This is a genomic window from Spirosoma aureum, assembly GCF_011604685.1.
Taxonomy (GTDB): domain Bacteria; phylum Bacteroidota; class Bacteroidia; order Cytophagales; family Spirosomataceae; genus Spirosoma; species Spirosoma aureum.
Genome location: NZ_CP050063.1, coordinates 4,857,451 through 4,883,419 on the forward strand (window position 1 = coordinate 4,857,451; position 25,969 = coordinate 4,883,419).

The 25,969-nt window shown below is 52.4% G+C and carries 20 protein-coding genes; 10 read left to right on the plus strand and 10 right to left on the minus strand.

Features of this window, described 5'->3' with window-relative positions; genetic code table 11:
- The first annotated feature begins 11 nt into the window (after positions 1–11).
- Entirely contained in the window at positions 12–524 is a 513-nt protein-coding gene (locus G8759_RS19170; protein ID WP_232073873.1) for a helix-turn-helix transcriptional regulator, read from the plus strand.
- Positions 525–541: 17 nt separating this feature from the next.
- Positions 542–979 carry a carboxymuconolactone decarboxylase family protein gene (locus G8759_RS19175; RefSeq protein ID WP_232073874.1) on the plus strand — a complete coding sequence of 146 codons (438 nt, stop codon included), beginning with the start codon at positions 542–544 and terminating at the stop codon, positions 977–979.
- Between the two features lie 699 nt (positions 980–1,678).
- Here the strand turns inward: G8759_RS19175 and G8759_RS19180 are convergent.
- The 4 genes from G8759_RS19180 to G8759_RS19195 form a co-directional block, all read right to left on the minus strand.
- Positions 1,679–3,133, minus strand: coding sequence for a tetratricopeptide repeat protein (locus G8759_RS19180; protein WP_167210931.1), 1,455 nt, complete (start codon positions 3,131–3,133; stop codon positions 1,679–1,681).
- 152 nt (positions 3,134–3,285) lie between these two features.
- The gene (gene gyrA / locus G8759_RS19185) at positions 3,286–5,799 is read right to left on the minus strand and encodes a DNA gyrase subunit A (protein ID WP_167210934.1); all 2,514 of its coding nucleotides are present in this window, start codon (positions 5,797–5,799) and stop codon (positions 3,286–3,288) included.
- 311 nt (positions 5,800–6,110) lie between these two features.
- Positions 6,111–6,560: an RES family NAD+ phosphorylase gene (locus tag G8759_RS19190; protein WP_167210937.1), complete on the minus strand. Its 450-nt coding sequence runs from the start codon at positions 6,558–6,560 to the stop codon at positions 6,111–6,113.
- Between the two features lie 34 nt (positions 6,561–6,594).
- A complete protein-coding gene (locus G8759_RS19195) occupies positions 6,595–7,443 on the minus strand; it encodes an AraC family transcriptional regulator (protein WP_167210940.1) in 849 nt (282 codons plus the stop codon).
- Between the two features lie 112 nt (positions 7,444–7,555).
- Between G8759_RS19195 and G8759_RS19200 the strand changes: the two genes are divergently transcribed.
- Complete coding sequence (locus G8759_RS19200; protein WP_167210943.1) at positions 7,556–8,551, plus strand: zinc-dependent alcohol dehydrogenase family protein; 996 nt, start codon at positions 7,556–7,558, stop codon at positions 8,549–8,551.
- Positions 8,552–8,575: 24 nt separating this feature from the next.
- Here G8759_RS19200 and parS read toward each other — a convergent pair whose 3' ends face one another.
- The gene (gene parS, locus G8759_RS19205) at positions 8,576–8,959 is read right to left on the minus strand and encodes a type II RES/Xre toxin-antitoxin system antitoxin (protein WP_167210945.1); all 384 of its coding nucleotides are present in this window, start codon (positions 8,957–8,959) and stop codon (positions 8,576–8,578) included.
- A 139-nt stretch (positions 8,960–9,098) separates the two neighbouring features.
- Between parS and G8759_RS19210 the strand changes: the two genes are divergently transcribed.
- Positions 9,099–9,455 carry a hypothetical protein gene (locus G8759_RS19210; protein WP_232073875.1) on the plus strand — a complete coding sequence of 119 codons (357 nt, stop codon included), beginning with the start codon at positions 9,099–9,101 and terminating at the stop codon, positions 9,453–9,455.
- On the opposite strand, the gene G8759_RS19215 is transcribed toward G8759_RS19210, so the two are convergent.
- From G8759_RS19215 to G8759_RS19235, 5 genes are all read right to left on the minus strand, one after another.
- On the minus strand, positions 9,452–10,882 hold the full coding sequence (locus G8759_RS19215; protein ID WP_167210948.1) for a DUF1501 domain-containing protein: 1,431 nt from the start codon (positions 10,880–10,882) through the stop codon (positions 9,452–9,454). The two genes, G8759_RS19210 and G8759_RS19215, sit on opposite strands and share 4 nt — an antisense overlap.
- Positions 10,883–10,915: 33 nt before the next feature.
- On the minus strand, positions 10,916–13,291 hold the full coding sequence (locus G8759_RS19220; RefSeq protein WP_167210956.1) for a PSD1 and planctomycete cytochrome C domain-containing protein: 2,376 nt from the start codon (positions 13,289–13,291) through the stop codon (positions 10,916–10,918).
- A 148-nt stretch (positions 13,292–13,439) separates the two neighbouring features.
- Positions 13,440–14,315 (minus strand): SDR family NAD(P)-dependent oxidoreductase, encoded by an 876-nt coding sequence (locus G8759_RS19225; protein ID WP_167210959.1) that lies wholly within the window; start codon positions 14,313–14,315, stop codon positions 13,440–13,442.
- Between the two features lie 64 nt (positions 14,316–14,379).
- The gene (locus G8759_RS19230; RefSeq protein ID WP_167210962.1) at positions 14,380–15,441 is read right to left on the minus strand and encodes an aldo/keto reductase; all 1,062 of its coding nucleotides are present in this window, start codon (positions 15,439–15,441) and stop codon (positions 14,380–14,382) included.
- Between the two features lie 50 nt (positions 15,442–15,491).
- The gene (locus G8759_RS19235) at positions 15,492–16,094 is read right to left on the minus strand and encodes a TetR/AcrR family transcriptional regulator (protein WP_167210965.1); all 603 of its coding nucleotides are present in this window, start codon (positions 16,092–16,094) and stop codon (positions 15,492–15,494) included.
- Between the two features lie 214 nt (positions 16,095–16,308).
- On the opposite strand from G8759_RS19235, the gene G8759_RS19240 reads away from it, so the two are divergent.
- From G8759_RS19240 to G8759_RS19265, 6 genes are all read left to right on the plus strand, one after another.
- On the plus strand, positions 16,309–17,700 hold the full coding sequence (locus G8759_RS19240; protein ID WP_167210968.1) for a serine hydrolase: 1,392 nt from the start codon (positions 16,309–16,311) through the stop codon (positions 17,698–17,700).
- A 100-nt stretch (positions 17,701–17,800) separates the two neighbouring features.
- A complete protein-coding gene (locus tag G8759_RS19245) occupies positions 17,801–18,412 on the plus strand; it encodes an RNA polymerase sigma factor (RefSeq protein WP_167210971.1) in 612 nt (203 codons plus the stop codon).
- A 70-nt stretch (positions 18,413–18,482) separates the two neighbouring features.
- Positions 18,483–19,577, plus strand: coding sequence for a FecR family protein (locus tag G8759_RS19250; RefSeq protein WP_167210974.1), 1,095 nt, complete (start codon positions 18,483–18,485; stop codon positions 19,575–19,577).
- 112 nt (positions 19,578–19,689) lie between these two features.
- Complete coding sequence (locus tag G8759_RS19255; RefSeq protein ID WP_232073876.1) at positions 19,690–23,082, plus strand: TonB-dependent receptor; 3,393 nt, start codon at positions 19,690–19,692, stop codon at positions 23,080–23,082.
- 13 nt (positions 23,083–23,095) lie between these two features.
- Complete coding sequence (locus tag G8759_RS19260) at positions 23,096–24,532, plus strand: RagB/SusD family nutrient uptake outer membrane protein (RefSeq protein ID WP_167210977.1); 1,437 nt, start codon at positions 23,096–23,098, stop codon at positions 24,530–24,532.
- 147 nt (positions 24,533–24,679) lie between these two features.
- Positions 24,680–25,969, plus strand: coding sequence for a polysaccharide pyruvyl transferase family protein (locus tag G8759_RS19265; protein ID WP_167210980.1), 1,290 nt, complete (start codon positions 24,680–24,682; stop codon positions 25,967–25,969).

Here is a 25,969-nt window from a genome sequence, read left to right on the forward strand (position 1 = left end):
TTGTATATACTATGGTTCTTCGAAAGCTCATGACAATTAATGACAAAATTAAACAGATCCTAATTGACAAGAATCTATCGCCGTCTTACTTCGCGGATGAAATTGGTGTACAGCGTTCCAGTATTTCTCATATTCTTTCGGGTCGTAATCGCCCTAGCTTCGATATTATTCAGAAAATAATTCGCCGTTTCCCTGAGCTAGGGTATGAGTGGATTATGGAAGAAGATAATCAGAACCACCTGAATCAGTCAGTTCCTTCTGGCTATTCAGATAGGGGCATACCACGGCCCTCGAATCAGGATCGGTCTGAACGATTCAGTACAAATACGCCTTATTCGACACCACCCCCCATCACGATTCGCAGCCAGCGGAACGAGATTCCGCCCAGTATACCAGCACCCGTTCTAACCCCTGATGGTGGAGATTACGCCCCAGTTCCCGCCACGACAGACAAGAAAGTAGAACGAATATTAATTTTTTATACCGACGGCTCGTTTCGGGAATACACCCCTTCAGGATCATAAATAATAAGTCTCCCACCTTGTCTGGGACGAAACGTATTATTTTTTTTGTTGATCAATCCATCAACTCCTCGTCGATCCTGTTCCTGTTTAACTCGTTCATCCTAACTCCTATGACCGAATACCAGACGCCTAAAGACCGTGCTTATACGGATACTCTCATTAATTCAGCTAAAAAAGAAGCTGCAGCTTTCTTAAACCTAAAACATACAGCCGAGCGAAAGGATGGTGTTATTCCCATCAAGTATCGGGAACTGATGTCAGTGGCGGTTGCCCTGACAACTCAATGCGCCTATTGCATTGAAGCCCACATCACCAATGCGGTTCAGGCAGGTGCTACTCGCGAAGAGATTGCCGAAACCGTTTTTATTGCGGCCGCGATACGGGCTGGCGGTGCGGTGGGCAATGGACTTATGGCGATGCGTCTTTTCGATGAAGCCAGCCAGGTAAACCCATAAGCTTTCTACTTTGTATACTTTCGTTTCAACTGTCGGCCACGTTGCGCACGCATTCATGTGTTAAAAAATAGTTGTGCATGATCACAACCGTATTTTTTACTCCCGATTTTATACGTTATGAAGCATTGAATGCCGAAAAATGACAGGTCTTGATTCGTCGCTGGTGCTCTCGTTCAACACCGTTTTTTTGTCTTATCGTGTGGCATACTACGTATTCATGTTAAGGAAATTCCGCCCATTTTTAGTGCGGTACAATCGGGTTGCTGTCTGCGTTTAGAATCCAATCAACTTGTTGATTATTGCACCAGGTTGGGATGACACTCTCTGAAATCAGTTACGGGAAAAGAAGCGCATCGCGTAAAGAAGTAAGTAAGATGACTAATTCCATTTTTACCAAATTTTACCGAAACAGATACTATATTCTTCATCCAGATTTAGCCGATGACGAATCAATAATCGATTGGTTTTTCGGTGAATTATCATCAAATTTTGCCAACAGGCGCGTAAAAAAACCGCATTGAGAGGCTCACAAGCCCATATTTAACCTAACTCCTTGTAAAGCAATACTTTAGTGTTCCACGTGGATAAGTTGTTGATAAGCCTGTGGATTACTCTCATTTATTTGTTGTATAATTTATATTATGTTAAGTAAAGTTTTTATTAAATAAGGTCGGCACCTGTCGATACCGACCTTATTCCCTATTCTTTCGTTTCGATGCAGGCGACTTTCTTCTCTTCGTACTGCTTCAGAATGTTCTGAAGATTCGTCAGGTTTTCGTTCAGATCTGCTTCGTCTTTTATTGACTTGGCTTTTGTAAAGTATGGTAAAGCTTGCTTGAATTTACCACAGACTTTACCGTCCAGCTCTTTTCCGTTTTTGCTGTATTCTGCCATGTCCATCTTATCGACCGACCGCTTCATTTCGACCGCTTCGTTAAAGTAAAAAACACCCAGGTTAAAGTTGGCATCGTAATTATTCGCATCGACGGCCATCGCTTTATTCAGGTAATCTTTCTCCAGTTTCTTTTCTTCGGCCAGTTTTTGCTTCAAATCCGTCAGCTTCTTCTCACCCTCGGACGCTGCCGACGCATTGGCTGCGGCTGCTTTAGCTTCCGTTTCCAGCTGGGCAATGGTTGCTTTCTGATCCGTCGACTTTTTCTGAACATCGGCCAGCTGGCGTTTCAGATCGGCGTTTTTCGGTTGCTTTTTAATTAAACCACTCAACCGGGTTACCTCGCCGTTATAAGTATCAAGCAGTGCTTTCGCATCGGCCAGTTGCTTACCGGCATTACTTCCCTTTTTTGTTTCACCCTCCAGCTTACGAACCTCTTCGTTTGTTTTATCGGCAACATTATGATAGACAATCGATAAGTTCACCAGATTCTGAACATTGCTGGGATCTTTCTCAACCATTTGCTTCATACCCGTAATGGCTTCATCCATCCGGTTTGTGGTCAGCATAATATTGATCTTCTCGTTCCCCAGATCCTTGTTGTTGGGGGCCATGGCAATGGCTTTGTCCAGCGTAGCCAGAGCTTTGTCAATTTCATTGTCGCTCCGGTACAGCATGGCCAGCGAACCATAGATTGACGCATCTTTCCCCCCACCGGCAATGTATTTCTCCAGTTGGGTTTTAGCCGTTGCGTTGTCTTTCACCTGCTGGGCGGCAATGGCTGTATACAAGGGAGCCAGCGTATCTTTCGGATTGATATCACCCGCCATCGTCATTGCCTTGATGGCATCCGGATAACTCTTCGCCTGGAATTTAGCGACCCCCTGCTGCATGAAGGCACCGTATAAAGCCTGCCCCTTTAACGCTTCTTCTGCCTCTTTTGCCAATTTACCCGGACCACCTTTCTTGTCTTTATCCAGTTCGATTACCTTCTTGAATGCTTCGTAAGCCGTTGTGGCGGCACTGGAGTCGATGCGGATATACTGACCAGCGATGTTCTGGTAGGTTTTGGCCCGATCCATCCAGGTGCTGGCTTTGGCCGCACTTTTCGCATCGGCAATATCCTTGTCGCTTTTCTCCTTATCTTTCTTGACGGCATCCATCGCGGCAGCATCCAACGTAGCAGCTGCCCCACCCTGGTTCTGAGCATGTACTCCTGCAGACAGGCAACAGGCTATAAGAACTACAAAAACTGATTTCATGTGTAAAATGGGGTTGTGTTTATTTTTCAGGAACGAAATTACGGAATCTGTCTGTATAAGCATGACCACCCGTAAATTGTTTGAGCCGCCGGGCTGATTCGAGTGTCAGCACCGACGGCTCATACCGCTCAACGTAAGCGATTTATACCGATTTATTCTGTTATTTCTTCCGTATCGGCCGAAGCCACGTCTTCAACTTCTTCCTGCTTGATTTTCGTTACGGACGATATTTCGTCGCCATCACGAAGACTGATCAAACGAACACCCTGGGTATTTCGCCCAATCACGCTGATCTCATTAACCGGTGTCCGGATGGCAATTCCCGATCGATTGATAATCATCAGGTCATCGTTATCTGCCACATCGAGTACGGCCACTAACCGCCCAACCTTTTCGGTCACTTTTAACGTGCCAACTCCTTTGGCACCCCGGTTTGTCACCCGGTATCCATCGATCGCCGAGCGTTTGCCGTAGCCTTTCTCCGAAACGACCAGCAACTGGGCATCCGCCGACGCAATGCAAACCATGCCGATCACGTGATCCGTTTTGTCTTCGTCATCCAGCGAAATACCCCGGACACCAGCCGCCGTACGGCCCATCGGGCGAACACGGCTTTCGTGGAAACGGACCGCCTTCCCGGCACTCGATGCGATAACAATATCGTTGTCGCCGTTTGTCAGACACACACCCAGCAGTTGATCGTCCTCATCGATCGTGATGGCAATGATACCATTCTGACGCGGCCGGGAGTAGGCCTCCAGCATGGTCTTCTTGATGGTGCCCTTCCGCGTACACATCACAAGGTAATTATTGTTGATGTAGTCCTCGTTTTTCAGATCCGTTACGTTGATAACGGCCCGTACCTTATCGTCGGATTCGATATTGATAAAGTTAGCCAGTGGCCGACCCTTCGACAGGCGGGACCCCTCCGGCAGTTCGTAAACGGGCAGCCAGTACAACCGACCCTTCTGTGTAAAAGCCAGCAGTGTGTTATGCATGGTAGCCGTAAAGAGGTGTTCCGTAAAGTCTTCCTCTTTGGTAGCCGCAGCCTTCGCTCCTACTCCACCCCGTCCCTGCGACCGGTATTCGGTGGTTGGCGTCCGCTTGATATACCCTTCGTGCGAGATCGTAATGATCATGTCCTCATCGGCAATCAGCGACAGGTCACTGATATTCCCATCACCGAGGGGGTTGATCTGCGTCCGGCGTTCGTCCCCGTAGCGGGCCCGAATATCGATCAGTTCATCTTTGATAACCTGCCGTTTCCGTTCTTCATTCGCCAGAATCGCTTTCAGATCGGCAATCACGCTCATCAGCTCGTCGTATTCCGCCTGTAGCTTGTCGCGTTCCAGACCAGTCAGCCGTTGCAGACGCATTTCCAGGATCGCTTTCGCCTGAAGATCGCTCAGGGAGAACTGCTGCATCAGACCGGTGCGGGCTACTTCCGGATCACGCGATGAACGGATCAGGTTAATAACCGCATCGATATTGTCCAGGGCAATCAGTAACCCTTCCAGGATATGCGCCCGTTTCTCAGCCTCACGAAGTTCGTACTGCGTCCGTCGGGTAACTACCTCGAACCGATGCTCGACGTAATACTTCATCATATCCTTCAGGTTGAGCAACATCGGCCGCCCTTTCACGAGCGCGACATTGTTGATGCTGAAGGACGATTGCAGCGCAGTATGTTTATAGAGGTTGTTCAGAACAACGTTCGGTATGGCATCTTTACGGAGGTCATATACGACCCGAAGGCCATCCCGGTCCGACTCATCCCGGAAGGCCATAATGCCTTCGATCTTTTTATCATTGATCAGCTCAGCCGTTTTCTCGAGCATCACCGCTTTATTGACCATGTACGGCACATCCGTGACAATGATCTGGGTTTTACCGCGATTTTCTTCGATGGTTGCGTTGGCACGCATGACCACCCGACCGCGACCGGTCTTAAAGGCCGACTTAACGCCCTCCATGCCATAAATGGTTGCCCCCGTCGGAAAATCGGGTGCTTTGACGAACTGCATCAGTTCTTCAATCGTGATCTCGTTATTGTCGAGATAGGCAATGATGCCATCGACAACTTCGGTCAGGTTGTGGGGAGCCATGTTGGTCGCCATCCCGACCGCGATACCCGACGAGCCGTTGAGCAGCAGGTTGGGCAACTTAGCCGGCATCACCGACGGCTCCTGAAGCGAATCGTCGAAGTTGGGTTGAAAATCAACCGTTTCCTTATAAATATCGGTCAGCAACTCTTCAGCAATCCGCTTTAACCGGGCTTCGGTATACCGCATTGCCGCTGGTGAGTCGCCGTCAATGGACCCAAAGTTACCCTGACCGTCCACGAGTGGATACCGCAACGACCAGTCCTGGGCCATACGGACCATGGTGTCGTAAACGGATGAGTCACCGTGCGGGTGGTATTTACCCAATACTTCCCCCACAATACGGGCCGATTTCTTATGGGGCTTATTGTAGTTAACGCCCAGTTCGGCCATGCCAAATAACACCCGACGGTGAACCGGCTTCAAACCGTCACGAACGTCTGGAAGGGCACGCGAGATGATAACCGACATTGAATAATCAATGTAGGCCCCACGCATTTCGTCCTCAATGTTAATGGGAATGATGTTACTGGGAGATTCGAGGTCGGGATTTTCTTCCGCCATGTTCAAGTTGGAGTTTCGCAGAAAATTACTATTCCGGCTCGCATACGATGTGCAGGCCGCTTTGTAGACAAATATACAAAATTTTTACAAGAAAAGCGAAATAATGCCGTAGAAACTGGCTATACTGACATAAAACAACTAAAATAATCCCATTCCTAAATCACCGGATCAACGCTGATCGGACCGGTTATTATCTAAACGAAATACAATTCTATTTCATCTAAAACATACCCCTGTACGAAACGATTTCCCGGAGTGCGTTCAAGTATTTGTCCGTAAAGCGCTTGCGGTTGAAATGCGTTGATTCCCCGTCAGGATTTGATACGCGGATCAAACAGAAACGGCTCCGTACGCTGTAGGGTAATGCGGCTAAATTCGGGATGAGCCGGATTGAGCAGGTAATTCCATTCGTTGGCGATGATCGCTGACGGAACCCGCAAAACCGCCGATCGGCCGCTCATCAGCCACTCCCCTCCTATCCGCTGACAGGCATCGTACTGCCCGAAGTCAAACCAGTCGGCGGGCAGCGTTTCCGGGAGCAGTTCCGTGATCAACACCGTGTCGGGAATAGCAATAACCATCACCCGAAAGGTATCCTGTAAGCCTTCGCCACTGCGGTGCACTACGTTCTCCAGACAGGCAAGCGCGCGCGTGGCAGCTGTATACAGCACGAACTGGCCCCGGCTGTTCCAGCGGGCCGCTCCTCCGGAGGCAACCAGCCGGTCGGCATAAATAGCTTTTGTAATTCGGTAGACAAGCATCAGGATCGTGCTGCAGGATTTCGGGCGGATTAGACTAAACAACGGCTTTGGCTGACTGCCTGAAGCTGGTGGGATTAACGCCCCTGTATTTCTTAAAGATCCGGTTCAGGTGACTCTTATCGGTAAAGCCGAACTCATCGGCGATTTCCTTAATGCGCATCTGACTGTGCACCAGGCGGTTCTCAACCAGTTTCAGCTTATAGTTCAGGATATACTGCTGTAGGGTTTCATGCGCATGTTTCTTAAAATAACGACCCAGATACGTTTCCGATAAGCCCAGGTGTGCACTGATTGCCTCCACCCGCAATTTCTCAGGATAGTAAATATTGGATTGAATGTACTGCAGGATGTCAATCGCTTTTTCTTCGCTGGTTTCATCGATAACCGCCGGAAACGCCTGCGAAATGTTCCGGGCGATGATCACCAGCAGGGTATTCACCAACTGCCCGATCAGTTCTTTATGATACAGATCCTTACGCAGATGCTCGTGCAGAATGATCTCCATCAGCTGCGCGACCGCCCGTTCGTCGGCTTCATTCCGGAGTAAACAACCGGGTTCATGGCGTGCGTTCTGTAAAATCAGCTCCAGTCGCTGAACCAGCCCGTTATCCTGTTTGGATGCCTGAATGTAACCGTTGTTAAACCGGATAAAGAAAAACCGCGAGGTTGTTTCGATCTTAAAGGTATGCGTGTCATTCGGTGCCACCAGAAACAGGTTACCCGGCCCGTAACGAACCTCGGTGTCATGAATGCACTGCCGACCGGTACCCGCCACGATATAAATCACCTCAAAAAAGGTATGCGCGTGTTTCCCACGGGGGCATACATCCATAAATTCTTTCAGGATCAGTTCGAAAGGCTCACGCAGATGGTCTTTTACCATAGCACAAATATACCCCAAAAGTATGTAAAAATACAACATAAAACGGGTATACACGCCGGATCTTTGTGGTGTTCAATCGGTCGGGATAACCGATCAAAAAAGCAACTGCACGATGAAAGCACTCATTCTGGAAGCGTACGACGCTCCCTTCCACCTAAGCGATATAGCCATGCCGGTAGCTGGTCCGGGACAGGTACTGGTCAAAATCAGCGCCAGTGGGGTCAATCCATTGGATCTGAAAATTAAAGCGGGGCAGGCCGCCCATGCGCAAACCCGGTTACCGGCCATATTAGGCATTGATATGGCTGGCGTGGTGGAAGACGTGGGTGCAGGCGTAACCGCTTTTAAACCAGGCGACGAGGTGTATGGTATGATCGGTGGTATTGCGGGTGTGCCGGGCTCACTGGCCGACTATGCAGCGGTCGATGCTGATCTGCTGGCCCCGAAGCCCGCCAATCTAACCAGTCGGGAAGCCGCGGCCTTGCCCTTATCCGTCATAACCGCCTGGGAAGGATTGGTAGACAGGGCTCATGTACACACCGGACAAACAGTATTGATTCAGGGCGGAGCAGGTGGCGTAGGCCATATTGCGGTGCAGCTAGCCATTGCCAGGGGAGCACAGGTGTTTGCAACGGTTGATCCGGCCCGGCACGACCTGATGAAAACGTACGGGGCTACGCCTATCGATTATACACGGCTCCCGGTCGATGCGTACGTACAGGAATTTACCGCTGGTGAAGGCTTTGACTGCATCCTGGATACCCTTGGCGGCCACATCCTAGATGATTCCTTTAAAGCAGTCAAACGCTATACCGGGCACGTGATCAGTATGTTGGGCTGGGGTACGCATAGTCTGGCACCATTGTCCTTTCGCGGGGCCACCTATTCCGGCGTCTTTACCTTATATCCGCTGATCTCGGGAAAAGGCCGGGCTCATCATGGTCAGATTCTCCGGGAAGCAACCGCTTTAGTTGAGGCTGGAAAGCTAAGACCCTTGGTCGATAAAAACCGGTATACGCGTGAAACGATAGCCGATGCGTATGCAGCACTCACGCAACGAACCGCCCAGGGGAAACTGATCATTGATATTGATCAGCCGGAAAGCTGACCGAAAAACAGGCCGACCGTATGCCTAGGCCAGATCGCCGTATTCGATACGGATTACTTCGTCCAGCACCAGATCGATGCCTCCCGAGGTATGCAACAGATCGAACGGCACCTGATTACCCAGGCCATAAGCCGGCTTATCCATCCACCGCCGGAATGAATCGGCGGCACCAAAAACGGATTCACCGGTTTGAAAGAGGGCCATGATTTTCAGGACTTTCTCACTATCCTGCGGATTCAGCTTCTTATGCTCCCGCTCGTACCGCTGAAACGTCTTGAGGGAGGTATCGAATACCTCCGCCAGTTGTTCGCGTTTATAGCCTGTCAGGTCGGCAATCTCGAAGAAACGAGTGGCTGGAACACCTTTAAGGGCGGAAAAAACGAGGGCGGTGCGGTCTTGAACGATCATGCGACAAACATAAGAAATTTGTCTGTGAAACACAGAAATTTGTCTGATAGTTCACGGGGATTTATTCTGAAAACTTAAGCACCCGCGAATCGTTTACTGATGACAATGCAATACAGCCAATCGAAAACGAGCAATACCCATGAAAATCAGCCTTGCAGTCTTCCCCTTTTGTCTGGCCCTTGGCCTTGCCCAGGCTAGTCAGGCTCAGTCAACCACGGGCGCTAAGAGTGGCGGGTCGACGGCCTCAACCGGAACCGGCTACCTCACCGAGGGGAAACGCCCCACGACCAGCGACCCAAACAGCATGACGATCGACGACGAAGGCGCTTCCCGCGCCTATATGTACGTTCCGCCCACCGCAGCCAAAAACCGATCGGCCTCACCCGACGGCTCTGGTGGTTCTACAGGACGGACTAAACCGGGCCAGTCGGCCACGAAACAGCCAACTCCCGACAGTGCAGGCCCTATAAACCAAAAAAAGCGGACGCTTAATTAAGCCAGCAGTTCCAGGACCGGCTTTCCCTTCCCATCCGGCGTTGTATAAAACGGGCGCTTCTCAATCTCATACTGGGTATCGGGCGGAATACCCAGCGCGTGGTAGATGGTCTGATGGATTCCATCGATACGAACCGGGTTTTCGATGGTTTTGCAGGGCCGTTCATCGGCAGTTTTGCCGTACACAAACCCTTTCTTGATTCCGCCCCCAAACAGGAGCACCGAGCAACCATCGGTAAAGTGCCGATGCATGCCGTAAAATTTCAGGTCAGACAGCACATCGGGCTGGTTAACCTGTTCCAGCACCTTAGCCCCCGGCCGCCCTTCAACCATCATATCCCGGCTAAATTCACTGGCCACAACGACCAGGGTACGATCCAGGTGCCCCGTTTTAGCCAGATCGGTAATCAACTGGGCAATCGGCCCATCGATCTGCTTCTTCATTTCTTCCAGGCGCGTATGGCCGTTCTCGTGCGTGTCCCACCCCTTGAACGGCTCGTATTCGGTCGTGACGCTGATGAAACGGGCACCCTGCTCGGTCAGCCGACGGGCCAGCAGACAACCCAGCCCAAACCGACCGGTATTGTACCGGTCATAACTGGCTTTGGGTTCCGTACTCAGATCAAAAGCCTTCGCTTCGGGGGAGTTCAGCAACCGGTAGGCCTGTTCCATCGATCGCCGGAGGGATTCTTTCTGGTAATCGCTCCCAAACTCGCCAACGGGGCTGTTGCTGATGAGTTCATTATACAACTGGTTCCGTCGCTCGAACCGCCGGGCGTCCATGCCGATTGGAGGCCGAACGCTCTCAAGGCCCTGGCTGGGATCGGGAATAAAAAACGGACCGAATTCATTCCCCAGAAAACCAGCTGTATGGAAGGCTTTCAGTTCTTCGCCTTCACCAACGGTAAAGCGCTGACCTATATCGACGAAGGCCGGAATCACCGGATTTTTCGGCCCCAGTTCCTTGGCAATCCAGGCACCGATGTGCGGAGCGGCCACGGTTTGCGGAGGCTCGTAACAGGTATGCCAGTGGTATTGATGCCGCGAATGAAGAATATGCCCCATATCGGCCGCCACATACGAGCGAATCAGGGTACCCTTATCCATAACGCGACCGATGCTCTGGAGACCATCCGAAAAATGAATGCCATCCAGAACGGTCGGGACTGATTTGAACGTACTCAATACCCGATTCCCGGCCATGCCTTTCTCGAAGGGCGTGTATTTTTTGGGGTCAAACGTCTCGGTATGCGCCATGCCCCCGGCCATCCAGAGCAGAATCACCGTATCGGCAGTTCCCTGCACGGCAGTTGATCCAGACGTACAACCCGACAGCAGACTCGGCATGGGCGCGCCGGCCGCCAGTGCCGCCAGCGTAGCCGCACTCGTTTTCTGCAGAAATTCCCGTCTATTCCACCTGTTCTTCATCACCTGCTGATCGTAACCGTATTGACCTGAACGCTAATAAATTAATTGAAATTCGGGGTGCAGGGCAATGGCCCACACCAGATCCTGAATGCCGTCTATACTGGGCGTTTTACCCAGCAGCTGCCGGGCAACCGCAAGTTCTCTGGGCGCTGGCTCCCGCCCTAATGCCTGCCAGTATAATTTCTTCACCAGAGCATCCGACGATGGGTAATTCACTTTCCAGATCTCGGCGCCCCGTTTCAAGGCTTCATTAAACGTCAGGCCATTGGTTAACTCCAGTGCCTGTAACAGATTGGCCTGCGACAGGCGGCTGGTACTGACTGTTTCGCGGTTTGGTCGGCCCAAAGCCGTCAGAAAGGCATCGTTCTTCACCAGGGATGCACGCACAAACGGAATCTCCCGATGAATCGTTTGGGGTAATCGCTTCACAATAGCCGTATCCTGGTAGATGGGATTGAACGATAGACTGACCGCATCGGCAAACTGTTCGGCGGTCAGGCGCCGACGAACCATGCCCTCAAACGCATAGGTAGGCGCGGTCAGTAAACCGGCATCTTTTACCCCTACGGACGGCAACTGGTACGTTTTTGAGGTCAGTATGGCGTACATCAGCTTCTTCAGATCGTACCCATTCTGCACGAAATCATAAGCCAGCCAATCCAGCAGGTCCTGGCTCCAGGGCTGGTTGTCCATGGCATCAACGGGTTCGACAATACCCCGCCCCATCAGCTGCGCCCAGATCCGGTTGACGACCGTTCGGTAGAGTCGACCGTCCTTCGGCTGAACCAGAAAATCAGCCAGTTCCCGAAGGCGCTGTTCGGTTGGCGCATCGACGCTGATTGTACCCAGTTCGTTAAAGAGGATACGGCGTCCGGCCAGCTTACCCGTCGGCTTATCGCATCGGTTTATTTCCAGGGTGCTATCGGCGAATACGTTCGCGAACGCATAGGCATCGGCCAGTTTCCAGTCGCTGATGAAGCTATCGTGGCAGGAAGCACATTTCAGATTGAGCCCGAGTAATACCTGGGCCACATTCTGGGCCGCCTGCATCTCGGTTCGCTGGCTCGCGTTAATGGTGCCACGCCATTGAATGCCCTTGATAAACCCGGCCGATTGCTTCGTCGGGCTGATCAGTTCCCGCACAAACCAGTTGTAGGGCTTATTCTTTTTGAGCGATTGATACAACCAGGTGGTGATATCAGAACGCCCGCCGGTTACGTAGCCCGTACCGGTATAATCATTCCGGAGGGCATCGTTCCAGAAGGTGAGCCAGTGCTGGGCGTAGGCTTCGTTCCGGGCCAGTAGCTTCCTGACCAGAACGTTCCGTTTATCCGGGCTCGTATCGACCATGAATTGTTGAACGTCCACGGGTGAAGGCAGCAGACCAACAACGTCCAGATACACCCGGCGGATATAGGTTCGATCGTCGACCACGCCTTTCCAGGCCAGTTTATTCGCCTGAAAATACGCACTCACGAATCGATCGATGGGTTGGGTAATATCGACGGTAGCCAGGGGAATCGCGGGTAAACGGGGGGCCAGGGCGGCTACCCGATACAGGCTCTTTTCGGGACCATCCGGCCAGGGGGCACCCTGTTTGATCCAGAAGGACAACAGGGCGACTTCTTTTTCGCTGAGCCGCTTTCCTTTGGTCGGCATAGCTTCTTTATCACCGGCAGGCAGGCTCACCCGCCGGATGAGTTCGCTGTCTTCCGGATGACCGGGCTTCAGAATGACCCCGTGTTTCCCGCCTTTCAGCACAAGGTCCTTTTTATCAAGCCGAAGCTCTCCTTTTGTTTTGGTAGCACTATGACAGCTGTAACACGTATGCGCGAGTATCGACCGGACTTCCAGGTTCAGGTCTTCGATTTGTTTGACCGTCAGCGGCTGATTGCTGCTGACAAAGGCAAAACTGGCGTCGCTGGTTCCGGGGGCTTTCTCGTTGTGCAGGGGGAGTACACTAGTCAGATAATCGTCACCGTGCGTCAGCAACGCGCCATAATGACCCGCCAGTCCAACGCCGATTACCGTCCCCCCCAACAAACCCCGGTACAGCTGCATTCGGCCCGAACGCAGCGCCAGTACCGTACAAACCGCCAGAAAGACCGTTGCCAGACCCAGCCACTGATGACTGGTGACCGTCGCTCCGCTATACGCTTCCTGATTCACTAGCAGCAGGCCCAACCCAGCGGCCAGAACGGAGCTTAGGGTGCCTATCCAGACCAGGGCGGTAATGCCCGCGCGCCAGTCGGCCGACCGGCGATACCATCCGACTACTTCCAGCAGCAGCGCTATACAAAGGAGGGCAACCGGAAAATGGACGATCAATGGGTGTAATCGGCCCAGAAACTGCCAAAGCCAAAACGTTGCTGCCAGACATGGATAAAGAACGTGTTGGAGTAGTACCATGCGTTAATCAGATCACCGAAATCAAATCCGTTCACCTGACCAAAGTTGGTCTCCAGCACGTTCTACTATAAACCGGCCCTTACCCGTGTCCGCTTTTTTGTTTCGGGTGGCGGAATGCTTTCTCCTCTCCCACCCGCCACCGAAACGATCAGGCCGGTAGGGTTACCCCGATGGCATTGAATACCGTAGCGGCCAACTGCTGGGTAGTCTGATTCAGCTGCTCAACATAGGGCTGAATACCTGAAATGCCAATCGCATTCCAGAGAGGCCGCTGACCTGCGGGGGTTTCGACCAGTCTGGCAATCAGGTCAGCCACTTCCTGCGGATCGGGGCTTTTTTCAGTGGGGGTAAACATATGCGCAATACCCCGTTTGATGGGCAGGATCGTCTCGCCGTACACCTCCTCCACGTCCGGATTCGCCGGATTTATCTGCTTGGCCATTAGATCGGTGGTTGGATAAGCCCCCGGCTGCACAATCACGGAATCGATACCCAAAGCACGGAGTTCATAGTGGTACGTTTCGGCCAGGGCGTCGATAGCCGCTTTAGAGGCACTATAAACCCCCAGTAAGGGCAGATGAAGCCGGGCAAGACCACTCGACAGGTGCATCAGCAGGCCACTCTTCTGCGCATGCATGTACGGCAGCACGGCTTTAATCATCCGGTCGGCGCCCAGTACATTCACCTGGAAAATCTGATTGGCCTGTTCAGCGCTCAGGGACTCGTTCAGTCCGGTGATAACGATCCCGGCATTGTTAATCAGCACGTCGATCTGTCCATTCGCATCATCAGCGATTTCGGCCATCGCCTGCTGAACGGACGCGTCACTGGTCACATCGAGTTCAACGACCCGGATAGCCACGTCCTGGTCAATGGCCCACTGGCGAATGGTTTGCGCGACGGCAGCGTTCGTGGTGGTAACATTACGCATTGTAGCGTAAACAATGTGGCCCTGTTTCGCCAGCGTTTTGGCCGTCAGCCACCCAAACCCACTGCTACTTCCGGTAAGAATGATTCGTTTCATGGTTGTTTTAATTAAATACCAAACGGTATATTATCTAATAAAAAAAATAGGCGAGAAATGCTGTTCAATACACTGATTTTCCGTGCCTTGCCAGTTCGGAGCTACCGCCGTTTAAGCGGGTAGCCGTACTCGCCAGTAGTTCATGCGGGTAACCCAATGGCACCGCACTTACCTCGTCGAGTCGCTGAATCTGGATATCGGTCAGGGTGACCGCTAAGGAAGCCAGGTTATCATTCAGTTGATTGAGGGTACGAGGCCCCAGTATGGTAATGATATCGGTAGCCGATGCATCGGCTTTATGCCGCAGCCAGGCAAGGGCTATGTGTAGCGTCTGAACGCCCGTTTCGTGGGCAATCGACGCCAGCGTGTCCAGCACGGCCGTATCCCGGTCGCTTTTTTCGCTCCGGATTACGCGGCCCAGTTTCAGGAGTCGGGAATCGGCATCGACGGTTTCGGCCCGGTATTTACCCGTCAGTAAGCCACCGCCAAGCGGAGACCAGAGGGCAACGCCAAGTCCGAGGGCTTCGGCCATTGGCAACAACTCCCGATCAGGTGTCCGTTCGACCAGGCTATATTCGATCTGAATGCCGGTAATGGGCGCCCAGCCGCGCAGATCGGCCATCGTGACCGCGCTGGCAATCCGCCAGGCCGGAAAATTTGAGAAGCCGGGATAAAGAATCTTGCCCGACCGCACCAAATCATCGAACCCGCGAACCAGTTCCTCCAGGGGTGTCTGCCCATCTGCAAAGTGCGCCCAATAGACATCGATACGATCCGTCTTGAGTCGCTTCAGGCTGGCTTCGACCGAACGGATCATATTCTTCCGACTGTTTCCCGTCGTCGAAATCCCCGCCTTTTGCTCAGCACCCAACGTAAATTTCGAGGACAGCACGAGTTGGTCCCGATCGCTGGCGATCAGCTCCCCGACAAACTCTTCGGACTGACCAAACTGATAGCTATCTGCGGTATCGATAAAATTCCCCCCGGCATCAACGTAGCGTTCAAATACCCGACGCGATTCCGTGGGATCGGTACCATGCCCCCAGCGGGTGCCGAAATTGCCCGTTCCTAATGCCAGCTCCGAGACACGCAGTCCTGTTTTCCGGCCAAATAGTTTGTACTTCATTGCCTTAAGATTTCCTATATACCAATCGGTATATAAGTAAACAAAAAAAATCAACTGGTCAATTCGATCGATTTAACCAGGTCCCGGATCGTATCGAGTATGGTATCCAGATAAAGTGGATTCCGGGTTGATCGCCCAATCAGAATGCCACCCTCAACCAGAGCAATGATCGATAAGGCCAGTTTGTTGGCATTCGCATCCGCCCGAAACTCATTGGCCGCAATGCCCTGTTGAATGATACCAACCAGCTCATTCTTCCAAAGGATCAACTGCTCCGCCACCCGTTCACGTAACGGCTCATGGGTGTCATCGGCTTCGGTTCCGGCATTGAGTAAGGGACATCCGCCCTCCGGAAAAGCACTGCTTGCTGCACTCCCGAAGATCGTAATAAACGCCAGAAGCTTATCCCGACTGCTTGAATAGTTTCTGAGCGCATCCTGAATAATGCCGGTTCGGCACGCGATATTGTAATCAAACGCGGCTAGAGCTACGTCTTCTTTATTGTCAAAATTACCGTAGATACTCCCCTTCGTCAGTCTGGTGGCTTCAGTCAGATCAGACAATGACGTACCGGCATAACCTTTCCGATTGAATATACCGGCGGTCGTTTCAATAATAAACTGACGGGTTGTTTCGGATCGTGGTGTAAACATGGCACAAATATACCGATCGGTATTAAAAAAAACAACTATAGTTTCGAAAAAACTTTTTTTTATCGTTCAGAAAAAGGCAACAGATGTTGATGCATCGTTCGATAACAACTGTGATTCCGTGACGGCTGCGTGCTATTGTTACGCTCAAATCCGGATTTGAGACGATTTATAGGGATTTTTCTGGCTGATTTGGGGCAAAAACACGGAACGAACCATGAAAAAATGTTTCTGGCTACTCCTGATCCTGATCAGGTCGACGGCAACGCTCAACGCACAGCAGGCTACAGCTTCTTCCCCATCTATAGCCGACAAGCTGGATGAATACCTGACGGCAGCCAGTCTGCAGCACCGATTCAACGGGACAGCACTCGTTGCAAAAAAAGGAAAAATTCTCCTTCAGAAAGGCTATGGCTGGAACAATGTGTCCACAAAAATCCCGAACGATACCAATAGTATCTATCAACTGGGGTCGATCACCAAAACCTTTACGGGGGCCGCGATACTGCTCTTACAGGATGAAGGGAAACTAGCCGTGACGGATAAGCTGAGCAAATACCTACCCGATTATCCCAGGGCGGATCAGATTAGCCTGGAGCAATTATTCATCCATACATCGGGCATTTACGATTTTAAAAACCTGCTGTACAGTCCCGACAGCACCGAACGCGCCCGCCTGACCCGCCCCGTCCCGAAAGAATGGCTGGTCCGGCAGTTCAGCCAGAAGCCCATGACCGGAAAACCAGGGGCCGCCGTGAATTACACCAACTCGGGCTATTATCTGCTGGGCCTGGTTGTCGAGAAAATAACCGGACTATCCTTTGAAACCGTCGTTCGGGAGCGGTTTCTCCGTCCCCTTCAACTTACCCATACCGGGTTTGATTTCATTAATCTGAAAACCGGGGGCAAAACAACGGGCTACACCTTCCAGAACGATTCGGTGCTGGTGCCTACGCCGATCATCGACTCGACCGTGGCCTATGCAGCTGGTGGTATGTATAGTACCGTGGGCGATTTATACCGCTGGTCGCGCGTGGTCCAGAACCGGCGGTTGCTCAAACCCGATACCTGGGAGTCGGCATTGTCGCCCCCCAACAACGGAAACTGGGGGTATGGCTGGGGCGTATCTACGTTCCAGAACGACAAGAAGCTGATTTTCCAGAATGGGAATCTGCCCGGTTTTGCCACCTATTACATTCAATTTCCTCAGGATGATATCACCCTTATTCTCCTCAGCAACGTCGACGATGCCTCCGATATAACCTCACCGGAACCAACCGTCAGAGACCTCATCAATATCGTTTACGATCTCCCCTATCAACTCCCCAAAAACCGAAAAATCGTGTCCGTCGCTCAACCCGTACTCACGCAGTATATCGGTCGCTACCGGCACTCCGACGACCGAATTATGGCGATAACGATGGAATCGGGTCAGCTTTTTCTCCAGATCACGGGCCAGCCCCGCTTTGAGGTTTATGCAGAGAGTGACACCGAGTTCTTTCTGAAGGTCGTGGATGCCCAGCTGACTTTCCGCAAAAACGAAACAGGCCAGGTAGCCCAGGTCGTCGTTCGTCAGGGTGGACACGACTATGCGTGGAAACGACTATAAAACGAACGTTAAAGAGCATGGAGGTTTCCTAGTGGAATAGTAGAATTAAGACACCGATTGGTTTAGGTAACCATTGGCGTTCTTATGCCGATGTTTTTTTATGAAAACGAATGGACCCGTTCCGGCTGTATCGGACCTGCTGCTCTGGCAACAGATAAAAAACAGCAACGAGTCAGGCTTGCGGAAACTCATTGAGAAGTATTTCAATGCCTTACAGAACTACGGCTATAAATTTGTGCGGGACGAGGACTTCGTGAAAGACTGCGTTCAGGAAGTGTTTATCGACATCTGGAGCCGCCGGGATCGAATCAGTACGCCAGACAGCGTTCGGGCTTACCTCCTGAGCTCCGTCCGCAAACGGGTGCTCCGGGAGGGGTATCGGCAACGGATCAATCGGGATGATGAACCGGCCGATCTGGAAAATGACCTGAGTTTTGTCGAGTTTTCGCCCGAATGGTCGCTCATCGAGCAGGAAAGCCTGGTTGAAACGACCCAACGCATTTCGGCCTCGCTCAACCAGTTGCCCAAACGCCAGCGGGAAGTCATTTACCTCCGTTATTACCAGAACCTGGAACGCGACGAAATTGCCGACATCATGGGGGTAAATCCGCAGTCGGTTTCCAACCTGTTGCAGGCCGCCTTTAAGACATTCCGGGAAAACTGGGTTGGCTTTCTGCTGCTCACGCAACTGCTCGATCGCATCACGTTCTAAAAAACTGACACCAAAACGGGTATTTGACGACATATTGGCTATCTATGGGTAGCACTCACGCCAAACGCAGATGAAGCATACCGATTATCGTGACTATAGTGTTGATGAGCTAACGCGGGACGACTACTTCCGGCATTGGGTAATCGATCACAACCGACAGAGTGAGGCATTCTGGCTGGAGTGGCTGGATCAAAACCCCGACTGTGCCGACAAAGTGCAGCTGGCCAGGGCGTTTTTGCAGGCACTGGCCGAAAAAGATACCGCACTGGCTCCATCGGAACTCGGCCAGATCGTGGCGAACATCCTCCAGGCAGGCCAGCCGACGCTGGTTCCGCTCTGGCGCAGGGCGGCATTCCGGCTGGCGGCCTCGGTACTGCTTCTGCTCGGCCTGGGTTTTATCGCATTCAGATACGTCAGCAGACAGACCGATCCACTGGGTGCCTCTCTGGCAGAACTCAGCCCGGCACTGGCCAGCGCTTCCATTGAGACCGTTAATACCACCAGTCGCCCCCAGACGATCCGGCTCCAGGACAGCAGTACCGTACTGCTGTACCCCAAAGCTATGCTACGCTATTCGAAACAGATCGCTCCCGACCGGCGGGAAGTGTACCTGAGCGGCAAAGCGTTCTTTTCCATCACTAAAAACCCAAAAAAACCTTTCTGGGTCTTTACCGATCAGATTTCGACCCAGGTATTGGGAACGAGTTTTCTGGTGAACAGCACGGCCAGCGACGCGAAAGTCGAAGTACGAACGGGTCGGGTGTCGGTCTACATGCGAACTGATGTTCGCCGGGACCGGCTGGCCGGAAAAAATGAATCCGCAGGCATGGTGCTGACCCCAAACCAGCAGGTTGCTTTTTCGAGCATCGACAAACGCCTGGTCAAATCAATCGTCGAACAGCCGGTTACGCTGCATGAATCGCCATCGAATGACTACATTTTCGACGAAACGCCTATCAGTCAGGTATTTGAGTTGCTCGAACGAAATTATGGGTTAACGTTCATTTACGATGCCCCCAGCCTGAAAGAATGCTATCTGACGGCGAATCTGGCCAACGAATCGCTGTTTGACAAATTGAACCTGATCTGCAAAATTACCCGCTCATCATATGAACTGGTCGACGGGCAAATCGTTATTCATAGCCAGGGATGTGACAATAAATAGGTATATCTGGTAATCATTATCGGTACACTAAAAATTATTCTCAAAAAAATTACAAATAAATACAGTATCTGCGTACGCTTGCCGCTATCCATGAGCAAACCCCTACTTTCTCATGGATAAACACGATACGAACCGTTTTTCCTGCCGGACGCTCATGAAACTATCGGTTATTCAGCTCCTGATGACCATCCTGTTTGTGGGTGCGACCTATGCGCATCATGCACATGGGCAGGAAATTCTTGATCAGCGTATAACCCTCAAAACGGAGACGACCAACCTCAAGCGAGCCCTGGTGACGCTCGAACGAACAACCCATGTGCTGTTTGTCTACAACCCCCGCGAAATTCAGATCAATCAAAAAGTAACTCTTGACGCTCGCTATGCGACGCTGAAAGAGGCCCTTACGGAATTGCTGACACCCCTGCACATTCAGTACGAAGTCTCAGGGAAACAAATCATGCTGTTTCGAAAAGATGAAACGGACACGAAAACAATCCCCGATCTGGTCTTTCCCCTGCCGATGCTGGCTGATCTGACCATCAACGGGAAGGTTACGGACGAAAAGGGGGAAGGCTTGCCGGGCGTCAGTGTGCTGGTCAAAGGAACGCAGCGGGGTACGTCCACGAACACGAATGGAAACTATCAGATTGCCGTTCCGAACGAAGCGGCTGTGCTGGTTTTTAGCTTTGTCGGTTTTCAGCCGCAGGAAATCGAGGTGGGTAAGCGGGCAACGCTGAACGTTTCCCTCAAGACCGACAATAAAAATCTCGATGAGGTGGTCGTCGTTGGCTATGGCACCGTAAAAAAGTCGGACTTGACCGGTGCGGTTGCCAAAGTCGGCGAAGCGAATATCAAAGCCACCCCCATTCCCTCCCTCGACCGGGCCATGCAGGGCAGGGCCGCGGGTGTACAGGTCGTGACCAACTCGGCCCGGCCCGGTGGGAGCGCAACGATCCGGATCCGGGGGTCAGGGTCAGTCAATGCCAGCAACGACCCACTGTATGTGATCGACGGGTTTCCAACCGGCAACCTGAATTCGATCAATTCCGACGATATTGAATCGATTGAAGTGTTGAAAGATGCCTCGGCAACCGCCATCTACGGCTCCCGAGGGTCGAACGGGGTGGTCCTGGTCACCACAAAACGGGGCAGGGCCGGGAAAGCCGTTATCAGCTACGATGGCTACTACGGTATTCAAACTGTTCGGCATACGATTCCCCTGCTCAATGCCCGGCAATTTGCCGACTTCGTGAACGAAGCCCGTGTCAATGGGGGTGCCAAACCTTTTTTCGACGGGTCCACTCCCGATCAGCCCCTGCCTTCGGCGCTTGGGGAAGGTACCGACTGGCAACAGCAGATTTTCCAATCGGCCCCCATCCAGAATCACCAGCTTTCGGCCTCCGGGGGTTCCGACAAATCGCGTTATGCCGTTTCGTTTGGGTATTATAACCAACAGGGTATTATCCTCAACTCGAACTTTAAACGCTATACCCTTCGCGCCAACCTCGACAACAACCTGACCTCCAGGCTAAAAGTCGGGCTGACCACGCAGGGAGCCTATACCACCGGCAACAACGCCAAAACAGATGTCGACGGCAACGGCGGTGGTGGTGTAACGAGTTCGGCCCTGAGTTATGCACCCACGTTTCCAACCTACAATCCCGACGGCAGCTATTACAAAAATACGGGCGCCCTCAACGGCTATGGAGTCGATAACCCGCTGGCCGTCGCCAATGAGATCACGAACCCGAGCTCGACCATGCGTTTGCTGGCCAATTCCTACCTGGATTATACGATCATCGACGGCCTGAACTTCCGCACCAGTTTCGGAGCTGACCTTCAGAATACCAAATCCAACAGTTACCAGACCCGGCTGTCCCTGGCAGGTTCCAGCCTGGGCGGTGGGGCCAGTATCGAAACGGCTCAAAGCATCGGCTGGTTGAATGAGAATACGCTGAATTACACCCGGCAACTGACGCCCAGGCATAGCCTGAACGCCTTACTGGGCTACACGATCCAGGGGCTGACAACGGAAGGGGTAATCACCAGAGCCAACACATTCAACGATGATTTTGCCCTGTTCAACAACCTCGGAGCCGGGTCGACCCTGGTAGCCCCAACATCGTCAGCCAACGACTGGCGGTTGATTTCCTACCTCGCCCGGATCAATTATGGCTTCGATGATCGGTTTCTGCTGACGCTGACCGGTCGACGCGATGGGTCAAGCCGGTTCGGGCCGAATCAGAAATTCGGTTTCTTTCCATCGGGCGCACTGGCCTGGAAACTGGCCAATGAGAAATGGATGAAGAATCTGGCGGTCGTTTCGGATGCCAAGCTGCGGCTCAGCTACGGGCTGTCGGGCAACCAGGAAATTGGCAATTATCGCTACCTGGCCAATATCAGCTCAACCTCCTATATTCTGGGCGGAGCCCTGAACTCCGGTGCGACAACCTCCGGCGTGGCGAATCCGGATCTGCGCTGGGAACGCAATGCGCAATTTGACGCGGGTTTAGATGTCGGCCTGTTCAACAACCGTGTTCAGCTGACGGCTGATTATTACATCAAAACCACGTCGGATCTGCTCTTCAACGTCGGCATTCCCACCTCGTCCGGCTTTACCAATACCCTTAAAAACATTGGCAGTGTGGAAAACAGGGGGCTTGAATTGTCCCTGAATACGATCAACATCGATAAAGGGGGTTTTCGCTGGACGTCGGAGTTCAACATCACCTTCAACCGGAATAAAATACTGACCCTGGATGGGCGCCAGCAATTCACAACGGGGACCGATGCGGTTATTTTCGCCACCAGTATCAACCCGATTCTGCTCAAGGTCGGCAGTCCGCTGGGTAATTTTTACGGCCGTGTGGCCGACGGTATTTTTCAGAGCCAGGCCGAAATCGACGCATCCGCGCAGAAAACAGCCCGGCCCGGTGACCTTCGCTACAAGGATCTCAATGGCGACGGTGTCATTAACGATAATGACCGCGACATCATTGGTAATGCGAACCCCAAGCTCTTTGGTGGGTTCAACAATACCTTTTCGTTTAAGGGCTTCGACCTGAATATCTTCGTACAGGGCAATTCGGGCAACCAGATCCTGAATTACGGCACCTTCGATCTGCTGAACCTGACGGGGGGCAATAACCAGTCGGCCAGGGCGCTGGATCGCTGGACGCCCACGAATCCAAGCAATACGATTCCGCGGGCGAACAGTGCCGGTGGTTCACGAATTCTGTCGAGTTTTCAGGTGGAAGATGGCGCTTACCTGCGGGTCAAGAACATCTCACTCGGTTATAATCTTCCCAAAGCCGTTCTGACCCGGCTGGCGATCAGTTCGGCCAAGATTTACGTAACGGCTCAAAACTGGCTTACGTTTACCAACTACACCGGCTATGATCCCGAGGTAAATCGCTACGGTAGCACATCCCTGAGTCAGGGGCTCGACTATGGCGGCTATCCGGCAGCCAAGACCTTACTGGTTGGCTTAAACTTAAAGTTCTAACCCCATCAAAGCCATGAAATTCAAGCATATAGCTCCGCTGATGGTGCTCGTTCTGGCGGCTTGTGAAAAGCAGCTGGATCTGTCGCCGGTAACCAACCTCACCAATGTCACCTATTACAAAACAGCCGACGACGCCAAAGCGGCTCTGGGGGCCTGTTATTCGCAGATTGGCGGCACCGATCCATTTCTGGACCTCGCAACCAGCGATGATGGCGTCCCGTTCCTGACCGGTTCGGCCGACCGGCCACTGCTGTGGCGTTACAACATCACCCCGTCGAACACCTTCATTTCGAATTATGCCGGAGCTTATTCGGGGATCAACCGATCAAACATTGTGCTTGGCCGGTTGCCGGGCATTTCGATGGACGAGAGCCTGAAAAAACGGTACATCGCCGAGGCAAAATTTCTGCGGGCGCTTCATTACTTTAACCTCGTCCGGCTTTACGGCGATGTACCCATCGTGACGACTGAAACAACCTCGCTCGATGGTCTGGCCGTTTCGCGTGATCCGGCAGAAAAGGTGTATGATCTGATTGAAGCGGACCTGAAAGAAGCTGAAAGCGTTTTGCCGAAAACCTACCCGGCCAGTGAGTCGGGGCGGGCTACGCAGGGAGCGGCCAAAGGGATTCTGGCCCGCGTCTATCTGACCCGAGCGGGTACCACGGTGGGTTCGCCCTATTGGGCACAGGCGGCTGCCAAAGCCAAAGAAGTCATGGAATTGGGCGTATATGAGCTCTATACCAATTTCGGCGATGCCTTTGCCATCTCGGCGCGGGGTGGGAAAGAGAACATTTTCGAGATCCAGAATCTGACGGATGTAAAAGGGCACACTTTAGGCCGGGGGTATGGCGTGCGCTCTGCTCCCATTTATCCGGGAACGGGTTCCGGCATTGCCCGCCCCTCCCCGAGTCTGTTCAACCTGTATTCGGATAAAGACACCCGGAAGGCCGTCACGTTCCTGACATCCTACATCTACAATGGTGTGACCACGACGCTGTCCAGTACCGACCCCGATTTCACCAAAGCCATCGCCTTTCAGAAGCTGTGGGATAAACCGGCTAAAACCCTCGAAGGGACCAGCAATCCCATTCTTCGCTATTCGGACGTGCTGCTAATGTTTGCGGAAGCCACAAATGAAGCCAGTAATGGCCCGACGACGGATGCCTACGCAGCGCTAAACAAGGTCCGGACCCGGGCGGGGCTGACGGCACTCTCGGGGCTGACGTACCCGCAATTCAAAGAAGCGGTCTGGCTCGAACGACGGCTGGAACTGACCTTTGAAAACAGCCGACGCTTCGATTTAATCCGAACGGGACGGTTGCTCGATGCCGTGAAGGCTGAGAACAGTTTCGCCCGCAATGCGACCATTCAACCCTTTCACGTGCTGATGCCCATTCCGCAGACGGATATGGATGCCAACCCGAATCTGAAACAAAATCCAGGGTATTAATGGTAGGTCTTTCGCTCAGAGCAGAGCCGTGCCACGGTTACTAATTATGTCAAGCAAACCGTGGCACGGCTCTGCTCTGAGCGAAAGACCTCAATAGGTAAATAACATTCCGACGTTTACGACCAATCGTTTTCACCACGCTCCTTTATGACAAACCGTCGAGAGTTTCTTAAACAAACGCCTGCCCTGATCGGACTCCTGACGGGCATTCCGGCACTGGCCCAACCAACCGCAGCCGGACTGGCCGCTAAAAAATCCATCATTCTTCGCTCGTCCTGGCAAACGGTCAATATCGGCGATATTGGACATACGCCCGGTGTATTGACGCTGCTTGAAAAATACCTGCCGGATGTGCAGGTACGGTTATGGCCATCCAGCGTCGACAATGGGGTTGATGCGTTATTAAGCCGGCGGTTTCCGAACGTACCGATCATCAAAACACCCGATGAGATTGCCCTAGCCTTCAGGGAATGTGTCTTTCTGCTGCATGGGTCCGGGCCATCGCTGGTAGCCCGTAAGGATGTCGAGCGCTGGCACAAGGAAACAGGCAAACCCTTTGGTGTTTATGGCATTACGTTCCCAGGTGTCTACAGCCCTGACCCCAAAGCGGTCGTCACGGCTAATCCGCTGGATGTTGACCTACTGAACAAAGCCAGCTTCGCCCTTTTCCGGGACTCGATTTCCCTGGATTTTGCCAAAGCCAATGGGGTAAACAATGCCATCATGGAATTTTGTCCCGATGGGGCTTTTGCCGTGGATTTGCGCAATGACCAGGCGGCAACTGCCTTTATGAAAGAACACGGGCTGGAAGAAGGCAAGTTTCTGTGCGTTATACCCCGCACCCGTTTTACGCCGTACTGGGAGATCCCCAGCAAAAAAACACCCTTCGATGAAACCAGAAATGCCCGAAATCAGGCGATGAAAGAACATGACAACGCTCCGCTTCGGGAAGCCATCATTGCCATTGTCCGGCAAACACCGATGAAAATTCTGATTTGCCCGGAAGACGAAACCCAGGTTAAACTGGGAAAAGAAATTCTGCTGGACAAACTGCCCGACGATGTTAAACCCAGAGTCGTCTGGCGCGACCGGTACTGGATTACCGATGAAGCGGTCAGCACGTACATCCGCTCGGCGGGCCTGTTCGGGCTGGAAATGCATTCGCCCATTATGTGCATCGGCAATGGCATTCCGGCTATTGTCGGCCGATTTGCCGAGCAAACCAGCAAGGGGGCCATGTGGCGGGATATTGGCCTCGGTGACTGGCTGTTCGATATGGACAACGAGCAGGATGTGGCCCGATACGTTCCGACTGTACTGGCCATGGCCAAAGATCCGAAAGCCGCCAAATCGAAAGCGGCCAAAGGACGAAAATTCGTGGAACAGCGACAGCGGGAAACAATGGGTCTCCTCAAGAAAAACGTGACGCCACTCTAA

Bases quoted from the DNA above. Each gene is read 5' to 3' on its own strand.
- G8759_RS19170 (WP_232073873.1), top strand. From the start codon at position 12: ATGGTTCTTCGAAAGCTCATGACAATTAATGACAAAATTAAACAGATC.
- G8759_RS19180 (WP_167210931.1), bottom strand. From the start codon at position 3,133: ATGAAATCAGTTTTTGTAGTTCTTATAGCCTGTTGCCTGTCTGCAGGA.
- gyrA (WP_167210934.1), bottom strand. From the start codon at position 5,799: ATGGCGGAAGAAAATCCCGACCTCGAATCTCCCAGTAACATCATTCCC.
- G8759_RS19190 (WP_167210937.1), bottom strand. From the start codon at position 6,560: ATGCTTGTCTACCGAATTACAAAAGCTATTTATGCCGACCGGCTGGTT.
- G8759_RS19195 (WP_167210940.1), bottom strand. From the start codon at position 7,443: ATGGTAAAAGACCATCTGCGTGAGCCTTTCGAACTGATCCTGAAAGAA.
- G8759_RS19200 (WP_167210943.1), top strand. From the start codon at position 7,556: ATGAAAGCACTCATTCTGGAAGCGTACGACGCTCCCTTCCACCTAAGC.
- parS (WP_167210945.1), bottom strand. From the start codon at position 8,959: ATGATCGTTCAAGACCGCACCGCCCTCGTTTTTTCCGCCCTTAAAGGT.
- G8759_RS19210 (WP_232073875.1), top strand. From the start codon at position 9,099: ATGAAAATCAGCCTTGCAGTCTTCCCCTTTTGTCTGGCCCTTGGCCTT.
- G8759_RS19215 (WP_167210948.1), bottom strand. From the start codon at position 10,882: ATGAAGAACAGGTGGAATAGACGGGAATTTCTGCAGAAAACGAGTGCG.
- G8759_RS19220 (WP_167210956.1), bottom strand. From the start codon at position 13,291: ATGGTACTACTCCAACACGTTCTTTATCCATGTCTGGCAGCAACGTTT.
- G8759_RS19225 (WP_167210959.1), bottom strand. From the start codon at position 14,315: ATGAAACGAATCATTCTTACCGGAAGTAGCAGTGGGTTTGGGTGGCTG.
- G8759_RS19230 (WP_167210962.1), bottom strand. From the start codon at position 15,441: ATGAAGTACAAACTATTTGGCCGGAAAACAGGACTGCGTGTCTCGGAG.
- G8759_RS19235 (WP_167210965.1), bottom strand. From the start codon at position 16,094: ATGTTTACACCACGATCCGAAACAACCCGTCAGTTTATTATTGAAACG.
- G8759_RS19240 (WP_167210968.1), top strand. From the start codon at position 16,309: ATGAAAAAATGTTTCTGGCTACTCCTGATCCTGATCAGGTCGACGGCA.
- G8759_RS19245 (WP_167210971.1), top strand. From the start codon at position 17,801: ATGAAAACGAATGGACCCGTTCCGGCTGTATCGGACCTGCTGCTCTGG.
- G8759_RS19250 (WP_167210974.1), top strand. From the start codon at position 18,483: ATGAAGCATACCGATTATCGTGACTATAGTGTTGATGAGCTAACGCGG.
- G8759_RS19255 (WP_232073876.1), top strand. From the start codon at position 19,690: ATGGATAAACACGATACGAACCGTTTTTCCTGCCGGACGCTCATGAAA.
- G8759_RS19260 (WP_167210977.1), top strand. From the start codon at position 23,096: ATGAAATTCAAGCATATAGCTCCGCTGATGGTGCTCGTTCTGGCGGCT.
- G8759_RS19265 (WP_167210980.1), top strand. From the start codon at position 24,680: ATGACAAACCGTCGAGAGTTTCTTAAACAAACGCCTGCCCTGATCGGA.